Source organism: Kamptonema formosum PCC 10802 (assembly GCF_000332335.1).
Lineage (GTDB): Bacteria > Cyanobacteriota > Cyanobacteriia > Cyanobacteriales > Oscillatoriaceae > Oscillatoria.
In genome coordinates this window covers 5,996,884-6,016,312 of sequence record NZ_KB235948.1, presented here as the reverse complement: position 1 = coordinate 6,016,312, position 19,429 = coordinate 5,996,884, and the positions used below count along the sequence as shown (strand labels likewise).

The following is a 19,429-nucleotide window of genomic DNA, read 5'->3' as shown; positions in this document are numbered from 1 at the left end:
CGGGACTGGGGGCAGGCGGCATTTGCTGCTGAATTGCAGTCAATAAACCCGACATGATATATTGCATTTATAAATGGTTGGTGAAATTATTATAGCGGGTTTCAGTTGGATTACATGCCAGAAACCCGGTTTCTTTAAGAAGCCGGGTTTCTTAGTACCTCATTCAGATGAAAACCGCTATAATCTTTCCTTTCCTTGGCGCTCCTTCACGGGGCGGTTGCTTTTAAAAGAATTACTCAAGTTTCCGGAATTGCCAATTAGGGGTTGGGAATAAAAAGCAAACAAAGAGCTATTGAGGGTTCGGCCCCACCGGCACCCCTCTTTACTTGCTACAACTGACACGGTACAAATAAACGCTTGCTGCCCATGCCCCATTTAATTAACCAAGCTCAGCCCGCGCTGGAATTTATCCCACCGGCACTCAACCCCCTGGTTTTGTGCGGTTGCCAGCAGCTGCTGCCGCTGTGGCTGCGATTTCAGACGCGAGTCACCGACATTCAAGCGGAGAATGTGGGAACCCTTGTCACCCTATACCGGCAGTTTCAGGAGCGTAAAATTCGCTTCTTGCTGGCGTTTCGCCATCCTGGCGGAGATGACCCTTTCTGTTTGGCCCACTTTCTGTGGCGCGCGGTGCCGCAGGTGGCGCGACAAAAAAATGTATCTTTACAGACTCCGATTCACGCTCACTTCATGTATGATAGGGGAATTCCCCTGTGGGCCGGCTCGTTTGTGGGCTGGATCAATTCCCGTTTGGGCGCGACTCCTATCCAGCGCGGTAAGGCAGACCGGCAGGGATTGCGCGCCGCTCGCGATTTGTTTGCTAATGGCTGTTTCCCCTTAGCTGCCTCGCCGGAAGGCTCCAAAAACGGTCACAATGAAATTGTCAGCCCCCTGGAACCGGGTATCGCCCAGCTCGGATTTTGGTGCGCTGAAGATTTGCTGAAGGCGGGACGCACGGAACAGGTTCTGATCGTGCCGGTGGGGATAGAATACCATTATGTTGAGGAGCCTTGGAAGGCTTTGGAAAAACTATTGAGCCAGCTGGAAGCAGACCTGGGCTTGCCGGTGGGTGAGGGAGCGCAAAACCGGCTCCCGCAAGAGCCCACTCCCGCCCAGCACTCCCTGTACCTGCGTCTTTACCGTCTCGGGGAGCGCCTGCTTTGCTTAATGGAAGAATTTTACTGCCGGTTCTATCACCAGTCGCTGCCGCAGGTGCCGGCGGAAGGCGATCGCACTCCGGACTTGAGCGCCCGACTGCAAGCGCTGCTAAATGTGGCATTAAACGTGGCAGAGCAGTATTTTGGCGTCACGCCCAAGGGCGGGGTGATTGACCGGTGCCGGCGTTTGGAACAAGCCGGCTGGGATTGGATCTATCGCGAAGATATCAAAGATATTGACACTATACCAGCGGGAGAGCGGGGGCTGGCTGACCGGATTGCGGAAGAAGCGAGTTTGCGCATGTGGCATATCCGTCTGGTGGAAAACTTTGTCGCTGTTACCGGCAACTATGTGCGGGAAAAACCCACTGCAGAGCGGTTTGCAGAAACAGCGCTGCTGCTGTGGGACACCCTGACTCGCATTAAGGGGCAGCATCCTTTCCCGCGCCCCCGCATCGGGGAGCAGCGGGTTAAGCTGACTGTAGGGGAGCCGATCTCAGTTTCAGACCGCTGGGCCAACTATCAAGCCAGCCGCCGGTCTGCGATCGCTGCCCTGACGCAAGACTTGCAAACTGCTCTGGAAGCGATGATTGTTTAAAATTTTGCAACCGCAGATGGACGCAGATATAGCGGCTCTCAGTTGGATGAACTATGGCCAGAAACCCAGTTTCTTTAAGAAACCGGGTTTCTCAGTACCTCACTAATATGAGAGACGCTATAAACGGGGATAATTAGGTTGAAAACTTGGCATACTGCGGGGGCGTCGGTTGGGCTAAAGCCCAACTACAAACCTGAACATTTGGCTTACTGCGGGGGCGTCGGTTGGGCTAAAGCCCAACTACAAACCTGAACATTTGGCTTACTGCGAGGGCGTCGGTTGGGCTAAAGCCCAACTACAAACCTGAACATTTGGCTTACTGCGGGGGCGTCGGTTGGGCTAAAGCCCAACTACAAACCTGAACATTTGGCTTACTGCGAGGGCGTCGGTTGGGCTAAAGCCCAACTACAAACCATCGCCCAATGCCCAACTCAATCTTAACATTTAGGAGTCAAACCCTATGTCTCATCCGATTACTCAAGCTCAGCCGCCTCTGGAATTTATCCCACCGGCGTTCAACCCTTGGCTCTTGCGGGGCTGCCAGCAACTGCTGCCGGTGTGGCTGAAATATCGCACGTCTATTGCCGACATTCAAGCGGAAAATGTTGAGACTCTGGTCGAGCTTTACCGCCAGTTTCAAGAGGGTAAAATTCGCTTTCTGATGGCGTTTCGCCACCCCAGTACGGATGACCCCTTCTGCATGGCGCACCTGGTTTGGCGGCTGGTGCCGCAGGTGGCGCGACAGACGGGTGTGTCGCTGCAGTACCCCACTCATTTTCACCCGGTTTATGACCGGGGAATTCCCCTGTGGGCTGGAAATTGGGTGGGCTGGCTCTACTCCCAAATGGGCGGCACTCCTATTATACGCGGTAAGGTAGACCGGCTGGGGTTGCGCTCGGCGAGAGAGCTGTTTTCCACCGGCATGTTTCCGATGGCGGCGGCTCCAGAAGGTGCCACTAACGGTCACAATGAAATCATCAGCCCCCTGGAACCGGGTATCGCTCAGCTGGGTTTCTGGTGTGCTGAGGATTTATATAAGGATGGGCGCAGCGAACAGGTTTTGATTGTGCCGGTTGGCATTCAGTACCGCTATGTTGAGGAGCCTTGGGATGGTGTGGACAAGCTGTTGAGCGAGTTGGAAGCGGAGAGCGGGCTGCAGCCGATGTATGATGGCAGGAAGGGACAATCTTTAACCGACAGCTCTACTTCAAGCAAGCACACTTTCTACTTGCGTCTGATCCGGCTGGGCGGCCATTTACTGGCAATCATGGAGGAATATTACTCTCAATTCTATCACAAAAAGCTGCCGCTGTCTGCTGAAAATAAAGATTTTTCGGAGCGGCTGTCAGCGCTTTTGAATGTGGCGTTACAGGTGGCGGAGGACTATTTTGGCCTGTCGCCGAAGGGGAGTTTTATTGACCGCTGCCGGCGCTTGGAGCAAGCGGGCTGGGAGCGGATTTACCGGGAAGATATCAAGGATTTTGACTCGCTCTCCCCTCTGGAGCGCGGACTTGCGGACCGGATTGCGGAGGAAGCTTCCTTCCGCATGTGGCACATGCGGCTTGTGGAAACTTTTGTGGCGGTGACGGGCAAGTACGTTCAGGAAAAGCCTTCTGTGGAGCGGTTTGCGGAGACAGCGCTGCTGCTGTCGGATATGATAACTCGCATTAAGGGGGGGAATCCTTTCGGACGCCCCCAGCTGGGCAAGCAGCGGGTGCGGATGACGGTGGGCGAGCCGATTTCGGTGAGCGAGCGCTGGGATGCTTATAAATCCAGCCGCCGCTCAGCTGTTGCGGATTTGACGAAAGATTTGCAAACGGCTTTGCAAGGGATGATTGTTTAGCGCCGGCAAACAAATCGAGAGGCGATGAGAGGGGATGAGACGCGATTTATCGCGTCTCTACAAGAGGCTGCCGGTGGCCCGCCCAAGTCTTTTTCAAAAGTCCCTCTCAAGACGGACTGGGTTTGGTGAGCCTCGATTGCAATGCGGGAATCCGCCTTTGGGGGGCTGCAATCGCCAGGTTGTATCTATCTGAGGATAGATTTACCAAAGCTTCTGCAAAAAACCACCGGCACGATTGTTCCCTTGCGCCGGCTTTTCTGACGCCAGAAAGATCAGGGGAGATAAATCGGGGGGCAAGACATAAAAATTCATTACCGGCAATCTACTGGACGTGATATGATTGCCTGTTTGGGAACCAGCAGACAGTATTGAGGGGTTTCCCCCCCCACCGGCCCTACCGGTGGGCGCGGGAGAGCCGGCTGTTATATTTGCTTTCTTTATATCTGAGATAAAAAATAATTATGTCACCGCAACAGGGCGCAAAGCTTTTACAGCACAACACTGTCTTCTGTCAGCACCCTTTGGAATTGCAACTGTATCTGAAGTTATGTGAAATTTTATTAAGAATATGACAGCCGGCAAAAAATCCCTGTATTGTAGGGAGTGTGCAAAATTTAACTTTGCCAGCACTCCGAAGTAGCTCTAATGCCCAACATTCCAGAAATCCCAGGAATACAGCAGTTGTGGGCTTCTACTCGAGGGGACTCCCAGGTTTGCGTGGCCGTATTGGATGGCTTGGTCGATCGCACTCACCCCTGTTTTGCGGGAGCGGATTTGACCCAGCTGCCCACCCTAGTCCAGGGAGAAGCCAGCCCCTCCGGCTTGATGTCCTTGCACGGCACCCATGTGGCCAGCATTATTTTTGGCCAGCATGGCTCGCCGGTGCCGGGAATTGCCCCCGGTTGCAAAGGTTTAATTGTTCCCGTCTTTACCGACGGGGGGCGGCGGCGGCTGTCGCAACTCGACCTCTCGCGCGCGATTGAGCAAGCCGTGAATGCCGGCGCTCACATTATTAATATCAGTGGCGGCCAGCTGACAGATTTTGGCGAAGCGGAAGGCTGGCTAGAGCGAGCCGTGGAACTGTGCCGCGACAGCAATGTGTTAATTGTGGCCGCCGCCGGCAATGATGGCTGCGAGTGCTTGCACGTCCCCGCCGCCCTGCCGGCTGCCCTCGCCGTGGGGGCGATGAATGACCTCTCAGATCCCATCGAGTTTAGCAACTGGGGAGACACCTACCAAACCCAAGGGATTCTCGCCCCTGGGGAAAACATCTTGGGAGCTAAGCCCGGAGGCGGTACAGTTCGGCTCACCGGCACCAGCTTTGCCAGCCCGGTGGCGGCGGGAGTCGCCGCCCTGCTCCTGAGCTTGCAAATCAAGCGGGGAGAAACGCCCAACCCCCAAAAGGTGCGAGCCGCCCTGCTGGCGTCGGCTTTGCCCTGCTCTCTCGCCGGCACGGATAAAGAGAGCCGGTGTTTGGTGGGCAAGCTGAATATTCCAGGCGCTATTCAATATCTAATAGGAGAAACCGTGTCCGAAGAACTAGCATCTGTGGAAGCCTCTGGCTGCGGTTGCGGCGGAACTCCCGTCAGCCCAGCCATACCGGAAAGCGAACCGACTCGCCCCACATCCATTTCACCGGCAGCCGCTGATGCTGCTGAACCGGCACAAGCCGAACCCGCGCCAGCTGTTGCGCCTCAGAACTTCCCTCCTTTGCCGGTGGCGACTTCACCTGCTGTTAACATTCCCTCTCAATCAACTGTTGCTCCTATGTCGAATCGTTCCCTCCGTTCCGTCACTGCCAGCCAAGCTCCTAGCGAACTGGAAAACGCCACTTTAGTTTACACTCTCGGCACCCTCGGTTATGACTTCGGCACTGAGGCGCGGCGCGACTCGTTCAAGCAACTGATGCCTGGAGTGAGCGTTGACGGCACGATGGTTCCCGCCAACCCCTACGACGCCCGCCAGATGGTGGACTATTTGAACGAGAACCTGTCGGAAGCGAAGTCGCTGATCTGGACGCTGAACCTGGAGCTGACTCCTGTCTATGCGATTGAGCCGATGGGGTCGTTTGGGCGAGATGTCTACGCCGTTTTGCGGGAACTGCTCTCGGGACAAATTCAGCCAGAAGATAACGAGGAATATGTCGAGCGCGTCAGCATTCCGGGGATTCTAAGCGGGCGCACCGTCAAGCTGTTTTCTGGGCAAGTGGTGCCGGTGATTGACGTTCCCAATACGCGTGGGCTGTACGGCTGGAAGGTGAACACCCTGGTGGGCGCAGCGGTGGAAACCGTGCGGGCGCGAACTGGGGAAGCGAACCAAGAGGCCATCGAGCGCACGCTGAGCAGTTTCCTGAACCGCATCTACTACGATTTGCGGAATTTGGGCACCACTTCCCAAGATCGGGCGCTCAACTTTGCGGCGACGAACGCCTTCCAAGCAGCTTCCACGTTTGCCGAAGCGGTGGGCGCGGGAATGGAGCTGGACAGCATTACAGTCGAGAAAAGCCCGTTCTGCCGGCTGGACAGCGATTGCTGGGATGTGAAGCTGAAGTTCTTTGACCCAGAAAACAGCCGCCGGGCTCGCAAGGTCTTCCGCTTTACCATTGATGTCAGCGATTTGATCCCTGTCACCCTGGGCGAGGTGCGTTCTTGGTCTACGCCTTATTAAGATATTGATAGAAATGCGGTGGGTGGGGGCTGCCGGCCATCGAGCCGGCACAGCTGGGGGAGACCCCACAGGTGAGACGCCTACAGGGGAGACACCCACAGGGGAGACGCAATCAATCGCGTCTCTACAAGAAAGGCGGCCTCACCGATGGCCCACCCGGCACGATTTGATTCAATTTCTGCAGGCAATTAGGAGAAATATGAGACTTCCAAATCTGTCCGCTCCTGTGAAAAGGCCCGATATTATTTATCCGCACCGGGCGGTGGACGTGGTGAATGGCCGAGTTGAAGATTTAGTCCACATCCGCATGGATTTGTTGCACGGGGCTAACTACAACGATCCAGCGGCATTTCAGAACAGAAGCTACCAGCAAATGAAAACTTCCTGCTCTGGTGGCTACTGCTTCCGCTTCTGACAGGTTAACCATCGGGAGCGTCCCATTTTTGCAGATCGGGCCATTGTAGCCGCCAAGGGCGGCTTCCCGCAGGGGAACTCACGCTCGACAGACCCAGCCGCCAAGGGCGGCTTCCCCCAGGGGAAACCGTAAGGCAAGGGTTTCAGATTCGATCCAATTTCTACCATTTGAACGCACGAGGAGAGTTTATACCTATGCCGCCAAAGAAAGCAAATCCCCCCCAACCGGAACAGCCGGCAGCTGGCGAGCCACCCGCCAGTTCGCCCCCCACAAAAAAGGAAGAAGAAATTAAGTGTCGCTTGGAGGCGACTGGGTTGGAAGACTACGGCTTCTGGTGGAAAGAAATGGCCAAAGCTCAGGCTGAGCAGGGAGAAAGAAAGCCTTTCCGCCGGGGGCGCATTTGGGCGTGACGAGACGACTTTTTCCCCACTGTTGCTATAAGCGGGCAACGATTAAGTAAAGGGCGTTGGGGCCCAACTCAAATGTCTCTCTGTATTTGGGCTGTTTTTTCGCCCCAACGCCCCCCTGGAGTTATGTCAAGCCGGGTTTTAGGAAAAGGCTCCTTGGTTCAACTGCCGGCCCACAAGACTGTCTGATAAGAAGGGCTTATATAAAACTGGGCTCGGATAAAAAAACCGGTATAAAATTGTTCCTGAAAAGGCTTGACAATTCCTCCTGAACGCCCTAGACTAAAAATAGAGAGAGAGGAGTGCAGCTCTCACAAGAACTTCAGCCTCTCTCAGTCGTGAAATCAAGCGAAAAACAACAAGGAGTCCTGATATGGAAACCAAGAAAAATCTGAAGCCTCAAGTGTCTGCTCCTGTGGAACGCAAAATCACAGGAAAGAATAGCATCATCAACAACGCCCAAGACGGTGGTGCGGTAGAGGCAAGCTTTTTGATCATCTAATTGTGGCTTGACAGGGCTGTTCGCCCTTCTTGCCCTGACAGGGAAAGGTTAAGATAATTTTCTAATCTTTCCCTGTCTTTAGTTAAGGGGATGAGACTGAGTAAAAAGTAGGCCCCGGACTGGCTCAAAAAATCCCGATTTTTGTCTCTCTCTTAATTGAGGGATGTGTATATGAACTTCCAAGAATTTGTACTTTATCTAGGCCAGAATCCCTACAAGTTTCTAGCGGCGCAAGAAAATGCAGATGAAGTCATGGAAGAAGCCGGTCTTTCGGAGGAAGATCGGGAGATTCTCACCAGTGGCGATCTGAAGCGAATTGCAGAAGCGATACGGGGAAGCGAAACAGCGCAAGGTACACCTCTGCTCGGATAGCGGCCAGTTTCATTTTTGAATGAGCGCCAATCAATAAGGCCAAGTTTACTAGACGCTCTTTTCAGGGCATAAATTACTGGCCTTTCCTAGTGCGTTTTATTAATTCCAAATAGGAGGCGTATCGCTCGATGACAAAAAAAGGATCTCTGCTGGTAGTTGGCAGCGGCATTAAAGCAGGCGGTCATCTCACGCCTGAGGCACAATCCGCCATTAAAAATGCGGACAAAGTATTTTATGCTGAGGGCAATTATCCCATTGTTTATCAAATCAAATCCCTTAATCCGAATGCTGAAACGTTAAGCGATCTGTATGCCAAGGATAAAGCCAGGTATATTACCTATTGGCAGATGGTCGAGCGAATTATTACCGCTGTGCGGGCCGGTCAGGACGTCTGTGCCGTATTCTACGGTCATCCGGGAGTCTTTGCATTCCCCTCTCACCAGTCAATTAATATCGCCCGTGCCGAGGGTTTTGAAGCGCTGATGCTCCCCGGTATATCCGCCGAAGACTGTCTGTTTGCCGATCTGGGAATCGATCCGGGAATATATGGGTGTCAGAGCTACGAAGCAACTGATTTCCTAATCTATCGGCGCGTCTTTGACCGGCGAAGTACCCTAGTGCTGTGGCAAGTCGGAGGAATTGGAAAAACAGATTATCAAGGCAAAATATATGAGGGCCTTGAGAAAGGGGTAGCTTTATTAGTAGAAACTCTTTTAGAGTCCTATCCTGCCGAACATGAAGCGGTTATCTACGAAGCAGCTCAAGTCGCACTATTTTTACCTCGCATGAAGCGAGTCCATATCTGCAAATTAGGAGAGTCTGTACTGACGGCTATTTCAACCTTAGTGATTTTCCCAGATCCAAATTGGTCTGAGCCGGATATGGAACGTGTCAGGCAACTGGGGATAGAAAACTACGAAGAGATTAGAAAACTTAGGAAGAGGGAATTTCAGTCAATTCCTGACCTCAATCTGCTTGGCTGATTTTCTGCTCAAACCCCTGTGGCGATAGACCAACTGTTTGATGACTGACTGATTGATTGGCGGCTCGCGCCTTATAACACCGATTTTAAGGGCGCTTGCTGACAATTAATGGGGGAATGTACGGATGGAAAAAAGCTCGGTCAGTCCTGCTTTGGAAACTGTGCGTGCGTTCCCTAGTGGATGACAGTGCGGTTAGTATCATGTCATTTTTGCTAGTTGCCTGGCGATTAGAAATCGCGGCTATACAGACAAAGCCCGCCTGCGCGGGCTGGGGAGAGCGCTTAGGCGCTTTCGACTGCGAGCCAGGATTCAAAAGTGCCACGCTCCCGTGCGGTTTGCCCTTAGCACTTTCCTCGCATCTATTATCACCGGCGAAGGGACAAACCTCTCGGAGAACGCGCCCTTAACTGCGCCCTCACCAACGCCTTCCAGCATTTTTCCCCTTTGGGATTAAACGCCAACCAGTAAAATGTATATTTTCCCTTAAAATTATTTCCGAAAAGTGAAAAGTATTTTCGGAGAATTGGGAGAATAATTGGAGTAGAGAAAGCTAAGCTTTTCGCTGCCCGCTAATCCCGAATAAATCTATTTATTAGAAGTGCAAAGGAGTCCACAAGTGCCCTAGTGGATATATTATACAGAAAGACTAAGATTTTACTTGGGACTTTTTCCTATGCCAGACATTCCCGGCAATTTCCAATACCAGCAGCGAATTCGCAATCACTACGATATTTTTGGAGAGTCTCCAACGAACCAAGGGTGTTTGCTCCGGATGACGGACTCTGATGCTGACCCTGTTCACGCTACCATTGTTTACTTGATTGCCCAAGCAGGGATCAAACCGGGAGATTATGTCCTGGATGCCGGATGCGGTACGGGGGGGCCGAGCGTGGCCATTGCTCAGAGCGTCGAAGGCGTGAGGGTTGAGGGGATAAACCTGTCAGAAGGTCAAGTTAGTAAAGCTCAGCAGCTCGTGCGGGAAGCCGGACTTGCTGACCGAGTTCGGATTCAGCTGGGAGACTATCACGACCTCCCCTTTGAAGATAATATTTTTGATGTGGTGGTTTTCTTTGATACTGCCTCATACTCTGACAATTTCCCACAGCTTTTTGCAGAGATTTACCGGGTGCTGCGCCCTCAGGGAACCCTGTACATCAAAGACGGATTCCCCAAAGAAGGCCCTCTGTCACCCGAAGAGGAGCTGAAACTTTTACAAATTAAACAGATTTCCCTTACCAAGCTTCCCCGCCTCAGCGAAATGAGGGAAGCGATTGAGCGAGCTGGGTTTCAGGATATCCAGTGTCGCGATTTGAGTGAAATTTTCACCGTCGTATCGTTCCCGGACGATCCCGTATTCTGTGGGGAAATTAAAGCTCGGAAACCGGCAGTCACTCCCACCGCCATCCGCCACATTCGTTCATCGAGTTCAGAACTCTCTGCAGAGCAGTCCAGCTCGGCCACCGGCCCCAGCGCACCCGTTGCTGCCGGTGGGGTTACTGCTAGCGCCCAGTCAACGCTGGTCTACACCTTGGGAACCTTGGGCTACGACTTTGGCACAGAAGCGCGGCGCGACTCGTTCAAGCAACTGATGCCTGGGGTGAGCGTTGACGGCACGATGGTTCCCGCCAACCCCTACGACGCCCGCCAGATGGTGGACTATTTGAACGATAACCTGTCGGAAGCGAAGTCGCTGATCTGGACGCTGAACCTGGAGCTGACTCCTGTCTATGCCATTGAACCGATGGGGTCGTTTGGGCGAGATGTCTACGCGGTGTTGCGGGAACTGCTGTCGGGACAAATTCAGCCAGAAGATAACGAGGAATATGTCGAGCGCGTCAGCATTCCGGGGATTCTAAGCGGGCGCACCGTCAAGCTGTTTTCTGGGCAAGTGGTGCCGGTGATTGACGTTCCCAATACGCGGGGGCTGTACGGCTGGAAGGTGAACACCCTGGTGGGCGCAGCGGTGGAAACCGTGCGGGCGCGAACTGGGGAAGCGAACCAAGAAGCCATCGAGCGCACGTTGAGCAGTTTCCTGAACCGCATCTACTACGATTTGCGGAATTTGGGCACCACTTCCCAAGATCGGGCGCTCAACTTTGCGGCGACGAACGCCTTCCAAGCGGCTTCCACGTTTGCCGAAGCGGTGGGCGCGGGAATGGAGCTGGACAGCATTACAGTCGAGAAAAGCCCGTTCTGCCGGCTGGACAGCGATTGCTGGGATGTGAAGCTGAAGTTCTTTGACCCAGAAAACAGCCGCCGGGCTCGCAAGGTCTTCCGCTTTACCATTGATGTCAGCGATTTGATCCCTGTCACCCTGGGCGAGGTGCGCTCTTGGTCTACGCCTTATTGAGTTCAACTCTAATGTCGGGGCAGATTCAGCCGGTGAATCGCCCCAAATTGCCATTGCCCTCACCCCTCTCTTCCATTTTGGGAGAGGGGGAACGTGAGGGTATTTATTTATTAGAAGTGCAAAAGTCCAGAAGTGCCCTATTGTATTTATAATACAGAAAGACTCATATTGATTGGGGACTTTTTCCTATGCCAGACCTTCCCGAAAATTTGCAATACCGGGAGCGAGTTAGCAATTACTACGATCGCCTTGGCGGTTCTCCAACTAACCAAGGGTGCCAACTCCGGATGACGGACTCTGATGCTGACCCTGTTCACGCTACCAATCTTTTCTTGGCGGCCCAGTCTGGTATCAAACCGGGAGATTATGTCCTGGATGCCGGGTGCGGTACGGGGGGGCCGAGCATTGTTATTGCTCAGACCATCGAAGGCGTGAGGGTAGAGGGGATAAACCTGTCAGAAGCTCAAGTTAGTAAAGCTCAGCAGCTCGTGCGGGAAGCCGGACTTGCTGACCGAGTTCGGATTCAGGTAGGAGACTTTCACGATCTCCCCTTTGAAGACAACATTTTTGACGTTGTGGTTTTCTTTGAAACCCTCGGATACGCGGAGGATCTCCCACGAGTTTTTGCAGAGGTTTACCGGGTGCTGCGCCCTCAAGGAACCCTGTACATCAAAGACGGATTCCCCAAAGAAACCCCTCTGTCACCCGAAGACGAGCTGAAACTTTTACATGTTAAACAGATTTCCCTTCACAACCTTCCCCCCCTAAGCGAAATGAGGGAAGCGATTGAGCGAGCTGGATTTCAGGATGTCCAGTCTCGCGATCTAAGTGAATTTTTAATCTTCAAATTACTGCCGGACGCTCCTGTATTTTGTGGGGACATTAAAGCTCACAAACCGGCAGCCACTTCAACCGCTATCCGCTACATTAGCTCATCGAGTTCAGAACTCTCTGCCCTCCAGGACACCGCTACCACCGGCCTCAGCGCCACAGAAGCTGCCGGTGGGGTGACCGCTAGCGCCCGGTCAACGCTGGTCTACGCCTTAGGAACCTTGGGTTACGACTTCGGCACGGAAGCGCGGCGCGACTCGTTCAAGCAACTGATGCCTGGGGTGAATATTGACGGCACAATGGTTCCCGCCAACCCCTACGACGCCCGCCAAATGGTGGATTATTTGGAAAATAACCTCTCGGAAGCCAAATCCCTGATTTGGACGCTGAACCTGGAACTGACCCCGATTTACGCCATTGAGCCGGTAGGTCCGTTTGGTGCCGATGTCTACGAAGTTCTCCAGCAAATGCTCGCCGGACAGGTGCTCCCTGAAGACAGCGAAGACTACGTAGAACGGGTGAGCGTCCCCGGACGCCTTGCTGAGCGCACTGTCAAACTCTTTTCCGGACAAGTGGTGCCGGTGATTACAGTGCAAAACACGCGGGGGATGTACGGTTGGAAAGTCAACACCCTCGTCAGCTCAGCCCTAGAAGTGGTGCGTTCGGAAGCGGAAACTGCCAGCGAGTCAGCGATGCGGCGCTCTTTAGCCAGTTTCCTGCAGCGCATCTATTTCGACTTGCGCAACTTAGGGCAAACCGCCCGCGACCGCGCCCTCAATTTCGCCGCCACTAACGCTTTTCAAGCGGCTTCCACCTTTGCCGAAGCCGTTGCCAGGGGCATGGAACTTGACACCATCGAAGTGGAGAAAAGCCCCTTCTGCCGGTATGATAGCGACTGTTGGGACGTGAAGCTGAAGTTCTTTGACCCAGAAAACAGCCGCCGAGCTAAGAAAGTTTACCGGTTTACCATTGACGTAATTGACCAGCTCCCTGTTACCTTGGGCGAGGTGCGCTCTTGGTCTACGCCTTATTGAGTTCAACTCTAATGTCGGGGCAGATTCAGCCCCTGAATCGCCCCCAATTGCCATTGCCCTCACCCCCCTAACCCAAAATGGGAGAGGGGGGACGTAAGGGTTGCTCAAAAGTGAAATAATCCCCCGGAATAGCGCTCTCTACCGGCTGTTTCTAATTAATCGCTGTTTTCGGGGACAATCCCTTTCTTTGGGTGGGCCCAAAAACGGCCTTTGCGCCTCAACCGGCTCTCCCCAAAGATATAGCTATTTATTCCCCAAGATAGGCTTGACACCGGCAGTCAATTGTGATAAATTTTTCGCAGGGCAGTCTAGCTAGCCGAGTCTAAATCTCGGATGTTGGCAAAAGACGGTCCAAAAGCAACGCTTATTATCCGTAAATCCAGGAGAACTCCAAGAAAAACAAGACTTTTCTGCCGAAACAAGCCGCTCCCGTAGCGCGCCTGTCCCCCGCGACTGCCGGTACCGGTGCTGCCGGTATTGTGGCCAGCGCGTATTGCGATCTTGAAACCAAAGAGTGTTTTCCTTTGGCAAATCCTTTTGCCGGCGATGATGCGGAGTAACTCCCTCATTCTATCACCCCCTTCAAAACAAGTCTAAAGTCAAATTCCCCTGACTTTGGCGCTTGATTCGCCTCGATGGACTGCCGCAGAACCTATACTTTTTATGGGGTTAAAAGTTCCCTGTAACAAGGTGTCAAAAGCCGCCATTTTCTGAGGTAGTTTGGCCTCCCACAGCCTAGAATCGGAAGAGGGGTAGACTGTTCCCCCAGCCAAAAGCCGGCCACAGGAATAAGGGGTGATATACCCTGCCGCCTTTGTAGCCGGCTTCCCCCTTTCCCCTGATGCGGAAAGGGGGAAGAACGGGGTCAGCGATAATGCCTGAAAGCCGGTGAGTGCCAAAATAAATAAGCAAAAAAACTTATCAAAAAGGGCTTGACAATTTAGATATCTATGTGCGAAAATTAAAGCAGGTAAAGCCAGACAGGCAACAGGAACGCCCCCTGTGCGGAAGTCGTGCGGGAGGAGAAGCGGAGCTAGTCTGACTGCCGGTTGCGATCAAAACCAGGAGAATAAACCAATGAAAAACAAGACTTTTATGCCCAAGCAATCCGCTCCCGTAGAGCGCCTCTCCCCCGCGACTGCCGGTGCTGCCGGTGGTGGTGGTGTTGTGCCCCTGTGGGGCGATAAGTGGTTCACCGAGAATACTCACCCTTTTGCCGGCGATGATGCCGAGTAACTCCGATCGCCGCTCGCTGTCAAGTTAGGAGAAGTAAGCAATGAAAAACAGGACTGTTAGCCCTAAGCAATCCGCTCCCGTAGAGCGCAATTCCCCCGCCACTGCTGCCGGTGCCGGTGCCGAAAAGGGAGGGGTGGTGCCCTTATTTAGAGAATATGAAGGTAGAGGAGTCCCTTTTGCCGGCGATGATGCCGAGTAACTCCCCTAACCTAACACGCGCTTCCTACGGGAAGAAGGGTTGATATGAACCCCAGCTAAAAGCCGGCTCCCAAGCGTGGGACTGGGCTGGGGTTTTCCCCAAGGGGTTTGTACTTTTGGCAAAATCCACGATACTTCTGGGCGCACTCCTCTTTGAGTGTTGCCCAGTTGCCGCCCGGCGGCAGCCATTTATAGCCTCCCGGCACCTCAGGCGTTCGTAGCTTCCGCGCCCTGTAGAAATCACGCGAAAAAGCATTAGTTGCCGGCAGCCAAAAGCTGGGGAAACCCCTAATAGCACACAGGGTTAGGGGTGATTGCCGTGGGGAGGATCTCTCACTTTTCTGGCCTATTGACCGCAGAAAAATTCCCAAAATTTTCTCACAAACCCCTTGACGGCGAGGGGAGGTGTGTGCAAAAATCACAGCAGGTAAGTCGGAAGTAGCACCCGACCTCCCAAGGGAGAAATCACGAGGGGAGAGGGAGCGATTGCCGACAGCCTTGCCAATCGTAACTTTTGGAGAATTAACCCAATGAAAAACAAGACTGTTATGCCCAAGCAAGCCGCTCCCGTTGAGCGCCTCTCTCCCGCAACTGCCGGTGCTGCCGAGAAGGGAGGGATGATGCCCCAAGTTAAACTTCCAAGTGGTGAATATTTAGGGGGAGGAAAATTATTTGGTGGTAGTCCCTTTGCCGGCGATGATGCCGAGTAACACTCTCATCTTAACACCGGCCTCAAAAAATGTCAAAAGTCTTTCCCCGCTTCCTTTGGCGCTCGATTTGCTTCGATAAACTTCCGCACAACCTGTGCCAGTTGGTCGTTTCCCGATCCCCCGCACCCCGGGGAGGCGGTCACATTATGAGCCAACTTGGCCCTAGTTGAGCGCTTCTTATCGGGAGAAAGGTTAATATGAACCCCAGCCAAAAGCCGGCTCCCCCAGTGGGAGCTGCTAGGGGTTTTTCCCTTGGGTTTGTACTTTTGACAAAATCTACGGTATTTCTGGGCACACTCCTCAAGAGTGCTGCCCAGTTGCAAGAAAGCTGGATGCCATTGGGTGAGTCCATCATCTGTCAGGCGTTCGTAACTTCCATAGTTGCTGAAATCATAGAAAAAGCCTTTGCGCATTTTGGCAGCTTTAGGGTTGCCGTGAATATAACGAGCGCGTGTTTAAAGCGCGTTCCCTATCTGAGGGCGCAAAACCGTCGCAGTAATACCGCTTTTCCCAAAAATGGCCCGTGCGTTTGAGGGGGCGGTTGAAACACAGGTTGGTGTGCCCAGTTGAGGAAGTGCATAATTTTGGGCAAATCTTCCCCGCCGGTTCGATGAGATAGTAGACGTGGTTGGACATAATGCAGAGGGCGTACAGTTTGAATGGGATGCTCGCCCTCCGTCCTGGCGAGGGGGCTGAGAAAGCCAAATTTTGTGCGCAATCTTCCATTAAACTAGATAGCAGAGTAAATCTGAAGTCTCAATCCATCATGCCCGACTTAACCGCCATTCCTGGAATCCCCGACCTGTGGACATACACCAAAGGCGACCCCCGCATCACCATCGCCATCCTCGACGGTCCCGTTGACATGGAACGCGCCTGCTTTGCCGGTGCCAATTTTACCCAGCAGCGCCCCTACTGGGCGACAGACATCGAAATTAACGACGAATACCTGCACTACCTCCACCTGTTTTTAGAGTTCGAGAAACAGCAGCAAGCCAAAAAAGAGGAAGAGGACTACGACAAAGACGAAGCCAAAGAAGAAAAAGAAGCCTTCTATAAAACCTTCCCCAAACCGATTCTGTCGCGCCTTCAGCTAGCCGCCCACGCCTGCCACATTTCTAGCACCATCTTAGGGCAGCACGGCACACCGGCACCCGGCATCGCCCCCCACTGCACCGGCATCAACATTCCCATCGCCTACGATAACGATAACTTCATCTCCCCCGTCAACCTCACCCACGCCATCAACACCGCCTTCAAAGCGGGAGCCAACATCATTCACATTGCCGCCTGCCAGCCCACACAAACCGGCATATCCCAAGAGCTTTTCGCCCGCGCCGTCAAACAGTGCCAGGACAATAACATCTTAATCGTCGCCCCCGCCGGCAACGACAAAGGTGAATGCTGGTGCGTGCCCGCCATACTGCCAAATGTCCTCGCCGTGGGTGCCATGAGAGACGACGGACAGCCCTTCAAATTCAGCAACTATGGCGGACAGTATCAGAACCAAGGCGTGATGGCAAACGGGGAAAATATCCTGGGCGCACAGCCCGGAACCGACGAACCCATCCGGGAAAAAGGCACCAGCTGCGCTGCGCCTATCGTCACCGGCATTTCCGCCTTGCTGATGAGTTTGCAACTGCAGATGGGCGAAAAACCCAATGCCGAAACAGTCCGCGCCGCTATTCTCAACAGCGCCCTTCCGTGCGACCCTAAAGAAATAGAAGAACCCGAACGCTGCTTGCTAGGAAAACTCAACATTCCCGGCGCATTTCAACTGCTCACCGGCGAACCCTTATTACCTCCTTCCCCGGCACCCTACGAGATGCCGGTGGCGCGGCAGCAACCTGAGAGCGAAACCGAAAAGGAGGAGCCAACCCTATCTCCTTTCGAGGCATCCTACGGGATGCCGGTGGCGCGCGAGCCGGCTGATAGCGCAACCCTAGAAGCTATGCCAACCGCGCTCCTAACTCATGCCCTGACACAGCCTGGAAACGCCAACCTAGAGGCAGATCCGACCGTATTATCTCGTGACACACACAACCCTGGCAACCAGAACAATAAGGAAGTAGCGCAGCCCGCACTGGTGGCTTCCCAGGCAACGCCGGGGAATACAGCCCCCTCGCGCAACCCCTCGTTGATTACAGCCAGCCAAAGCCCTAATGCCATCAATCCCAGCGCAGTCTCAAACCTAGTCTACGCCTTAGGAACCGTAGGCTTCGACTTTGGATCTGAAGCGCGGCGCGACACCTTCAAACAGCTAATGCCGGCAGTCACCATCGACGGCGCAACCATTCCCGCCAATCCTTACGACGCCCGCCAGATGGTAGACTATTTAGCAGAAAACACCGCAGAAGCCAAATCGCTGATCTGGACATTCAACCAGGAACTCAACCCCATTTACGCCATTGAACCCAAAGGAGCGTTTGGTGGCGATGTTTACGAAACCCTCATCCAAATCCTAGCCGGACAAATTGAACCCGAAAGCAGCGAAGACTACATCGAGCGCATGAGCCTTCCCGGCTTCCTCACCAACAGGACAGTCACACTGTTTTCAGGTGAAGAGATTCCCGTTGTTACAGTGCGTTCCACGCGGGGGATGTACGGCTGGAACGTCAATAGCTTGGTGAGCGCCGCTGCAGAAAGTGTTCGCGCCTCCGCTCCAACCGCCAGCGAGGAAGCCATACAGCGCTCTCTCAACAGCTTCCTGAAGCGCATTTACTACGACTTGAGCAACTTGGGAAAAACCTCGCGCGATCGCGCCCTCAACTTCGCCTCCACCAACGTTTTCCAAGCCGCATCCACTTTTATTGAAGCCATCGCCCGAGGCATGGAACTCCACAGCATCGAAGTCGAGAAAAGCCCCTTCTGCCGCATTGACAGCGACTGCTGGGATATGAAGCTGAAATTTTATGACCCAGAAAACAGCCGGCGAGCCAAAAGAGTCTTCCTGTTTACCATCGATGTCCGAGATCCCATGCCGGTGACTTTGGGCGACGTGCGCTCTTGGTCCGTGTCGTCTTGAGGTAACATATTCACAGCAACATGCCGTGCCGGTGTCCAGTCACGCCGGTGCCGCATCCGGATGATGCAAAACTCGGATCGGGCATGGGGCATTGGGCATTGGGTTGGCCCCATGCCCCATGCGCCATGCCCCATGCGCCATGCCCAATGATCCGGTTGGGTCTTCTACCGGAGATAGTATAATTTACTCTTAGCATATCATCACACCAATGCCTAAAGCAACCCCCCCGACAGCATCTGCATCTCCACCGCCGGTGGAAATCCTTTGGCAAATTGGCAAACCCAAAGGAGGAAAGCAAGAATTTCTCCAAACCGGCGGGTGGAGTCAAGAATTCAACTACGATGTCGAAGCTGATTCAGATTCCGTCAACCGCCCGCAAGTCCCAGGGATTCTCAGCCAGATTCGCTCCACGAAGACAGCCAAAGAGGCTGCAACCGCTCAACTCAACATTCATTTTAACCTGACGCGGAACTACGAAGAAGGACAGCTAGTTTTACTTTACAGACGCTTTGGCTCACCCGAGGATAGCCTGTTTCTGGATGGCGAGCTAATCCAGAAAATCCCCGGACAGAAAGACGGGAAAGTCCAGTCAAACGAAATCCCCCTGAAAGCCCTGTCCAAAGGCAAACACACCCTGTCCATAACCACAGCCGGGAAAAGTGGGAAACACGCCATTGACTACTTGAAATTGCAAGCCTCAACGGCAAAAACCCAACCCATTCCCCAAGCGCCCATCACCCCAGAAAGTGCCGTGAAACCGGCACCTGAAGACAAACCCGCACCCACGCCGGCACCCGCACCGGTGCCGGCACCTGCTGCCTCGGACAAACCCCAAAGCGAGGAAACACCGGCACCTGAAGCCAAACCCAAAACCGAGGTAAAACCCGAAACAGAAGCGCAGCGCCGGTTGCTAGCAACCGGCTTAGAAGACTACGGCTTCTGGTGGCAGCAAATGGCCAAACAACAGTCATCTCCGAAAGAAAAGAAACCTTTCCGCCGGGGGCGAATTTGGTCGTGATATAAGCCCGTTTTCTCGCGGGGCAAAGAAACGGGGCTAAGAAACCGGGTGGCTAAGAAACCGGGTTTCTGATTCAAGGGTTC

Annotated in this window: 17 protein-coding genes; 16 read left to right on the top strand and 1 reads right to left on the bottom strand. The window is 53.6% G+C overall.

The features are described from left to right. The first annotated feature begins 366 nt into the window (after positions 1-366). From OSC10802_RS0126460 to OSC10802_RS0126385, 14 genes are all read left to right on the top strand, one after another. A complete protein-coding gene (locus OSC10802_RS0126460) occupies positions 367-1,755 on the top strand; it encodes a lysophospholipid acyltransferase family protein (RefSeq protein ID WP_017719791.1) in 1,389 nt (462 codons plus the stop codon). 460 nt (positions 1,756-2,215) lie between these two features. Continuing rightward, positions 2,216-3,598, top strand: a complete 1,383-nt coding sequence (locus OSC10802_RS0126455; RefSeq protein WP_017719790.1) for a 1-acyl-sn-glycerol-3-phosphate acyltransferase — start codon at positions 2,216-2,218, stop codon at positions 3,596-3,598. A 645-nt stretch (positions 3,599-4,243) separates the two neighbouring features. After that, on the top strand, positions 4,244-6,265 hold the full coding sequence (locus OSC10802_RS0126445) for a S8 family peptidase (protein WP_017719787.1): 2,022 nt from the start codon (positions 4,244-4,246) through the stop codon (positions 6,263-6,265). A 199-nt stretch (positions 6,266-6,464) separates the two neighbouring features. Beyond that, positions 6,465-6,680: a cyanobactin biosynthesis system PatB/AcyB/McaB family protein gene (locus tag OSC10802_RS0126440; RefSeq protein WP_017719786.1), complete on the top strand. Its 216-nt coding sequence runs from the start codon at positions 6,465-6,467 to the stop codon at positions 6,678-6,680. Between the two features lie 194 nt (positions 6,681-6,874). Then, positions 6,875-7,090 carry a cyanobactin biosynthesis PatC/TenC/TruC family protein gene (locus OSC10802_RS48015; RefSeq protein WP_017719785.1) on the top strand — a complete coding sequence of 72 codons (216 nt, stop codon included), beginning with the start codon at positions 6,875-6,877 and terminating at the stop codon, positions 7,088-7,090. 370 nt (positions 7,091-7,460) lie between these two features. Beyond that, positions 7,461-7,589, top strand: coding sequence for an anacyclamide/piricyclamide family prenylated cyclic peptide (locus OSC10802_RS54875; RefSeq protein ID WP_017719784.1), 129 nt, complete (start codon positions 7,461-7,463; stop codon positions 7,587-7,589). Positions 7,590-7,760: 171 nt separating this feature from the next. After that, the gene (locus OSC10802_RS0126425) at positions 7,761-7,961 is read left to right on the top strand and encodes a hypothetical protein (protein WP_026098833.1); all 201 of its coding nucleotides are present in this window, start codon (positions 7,761-7,763) and stop codon (positions 7,959-7,961) included. A 128-nt stretch (positions 7,962-8,089) separates the two neighbouring features. After that, positions 8,090-8,944: an SAM-dependent methyltransferase gene (locus tag OSC10802_RS0126420; protein ID WP_017719782.1), complete on the top strand. Its 855-nt coding sequence runs from the start codon at positions 8,090-8,092 to the stop codon at positions 8,942-8,944. 673 nt (positions 8,945-9,617) lie between these two features. After that, positions 9,618-11,294 carry a PatA/PatG family cyanobactin maturation protease gene (locus OSC10802_RS48010; RefSeq protein ID WP_017719781.1) on the top strand — a complete coding sequence of 559 codons (1,677 nt, stop codon included), beginning with the start codon at positions 9,618-9,620 and terminating at the stop codon, positions 11,292-11,294. Between the two features lie 188 nt (positions 11,295-11,482). Next, entirely contained in the window at positions 11,483-13,159 is a 1,677-nt protein-coding gene (locus OSC10802_RS48005) for a PatA/PatG family cyanobactin maturation protease (protein WP_017719780.1), read from the top strand. Between the two features lie 377 nt (positions 13,160-13,536). Beyond that, positions 13,537-13,719, top strand: coding sequence for an anacyclamide/piricyclamide family prenylated cyclic peptide (locus tag OSC10802_RS56740; protein WP_082218357.1), 183 nt, complete (start codon positions 13,537-13,539; stop codon positions 13,717-13,719). A gap of 517 nt (positions 13,720-14,236) precedes the next feature. Then, positions 14,237-14,395 (top strand): anacyclamide/piricyclamide family prenylated cyclic peptide, encoded by a 159-nt coding sequence (locus OSC10802_RS46680; protein WP_017719778.1) that lies wholly within the window; start codon positions 14,237-14,239, stop codon positions 14,393-14,395. A 40-nt stretch (positions 14,396-14,435) separates the two neighbouring features. After that, positions 14,436-14,594, top strand: a complete 159-nt coding sequence (locus OSC10802_RS46675; protein ID WP_017719777.1) for an anacyclamide/piricyclamide family prenylated cyclic peptide — start codon at positions 14,436-14,438, stop codon at positions 14,592-14,594. Positions 14,595-15,123: 529 nt separating this feature from the next. Further along, the gene (locus tag OSC10802_RS0126385; protein ID WP_017719776.1) at positions 15,124-15,303 is read left to right on the top strand and encodes an anacyclamide/piricyclamide family prenylated cyclic peptide; all 180 of its coding nucleotides are present in this window, start codon (positions 15,124-15,126) and stop codon (positions 15,301-15,303) included. 32 nt (positions 15,304-15,335) lie between these two features. On the opposite strand, the gene OSC10802_RS48000 is transcribed toward OSC10802_RS0126385, so the two are convergent. Further along, positions 15,336-15,716, bottom strand: a complete 381-nt coding sequence (locus tag OSC10802_RS48000; protein WP_017719775.1) for a hypothetical protein — start codon at positions 15,714-15,716, stop codon at positions 15,336-15,338. Between the two features lie 353 nt (positions 15,717-16,069). Between OSC10802_RS48000 and OSC10802_RS0126375 the strand changes: the two genes are divergently transcribed. Beyond that, the gene (locus OSC10802_RS0126375) at positions 16,070-18,328 is read left to right on the top strand and encodes a S8 family peptidase (RefSeq protein ID WP_026098832.1); all 2,259 of its coding nucleotides are present in this window, start codon (positions 16,070-16,072) and stop codon (positions 18,326-18,328) included. 208 nt (positions 18,329-18,536) lie between these two features. Further along, positions 18,537-19,346, top strand: a complete 810-nt coding sequence (locus OSC10802_RS56195; RefSeq protein WP_082218356.1) for a cyanobactin biosynthesis PatC/TenC/TruC family protein — start codon at positions 18,537-18,539, stop codon at positions 19,344-19,346. Positions 19,347-19,429: the final 83 nt, after the last annotated feature.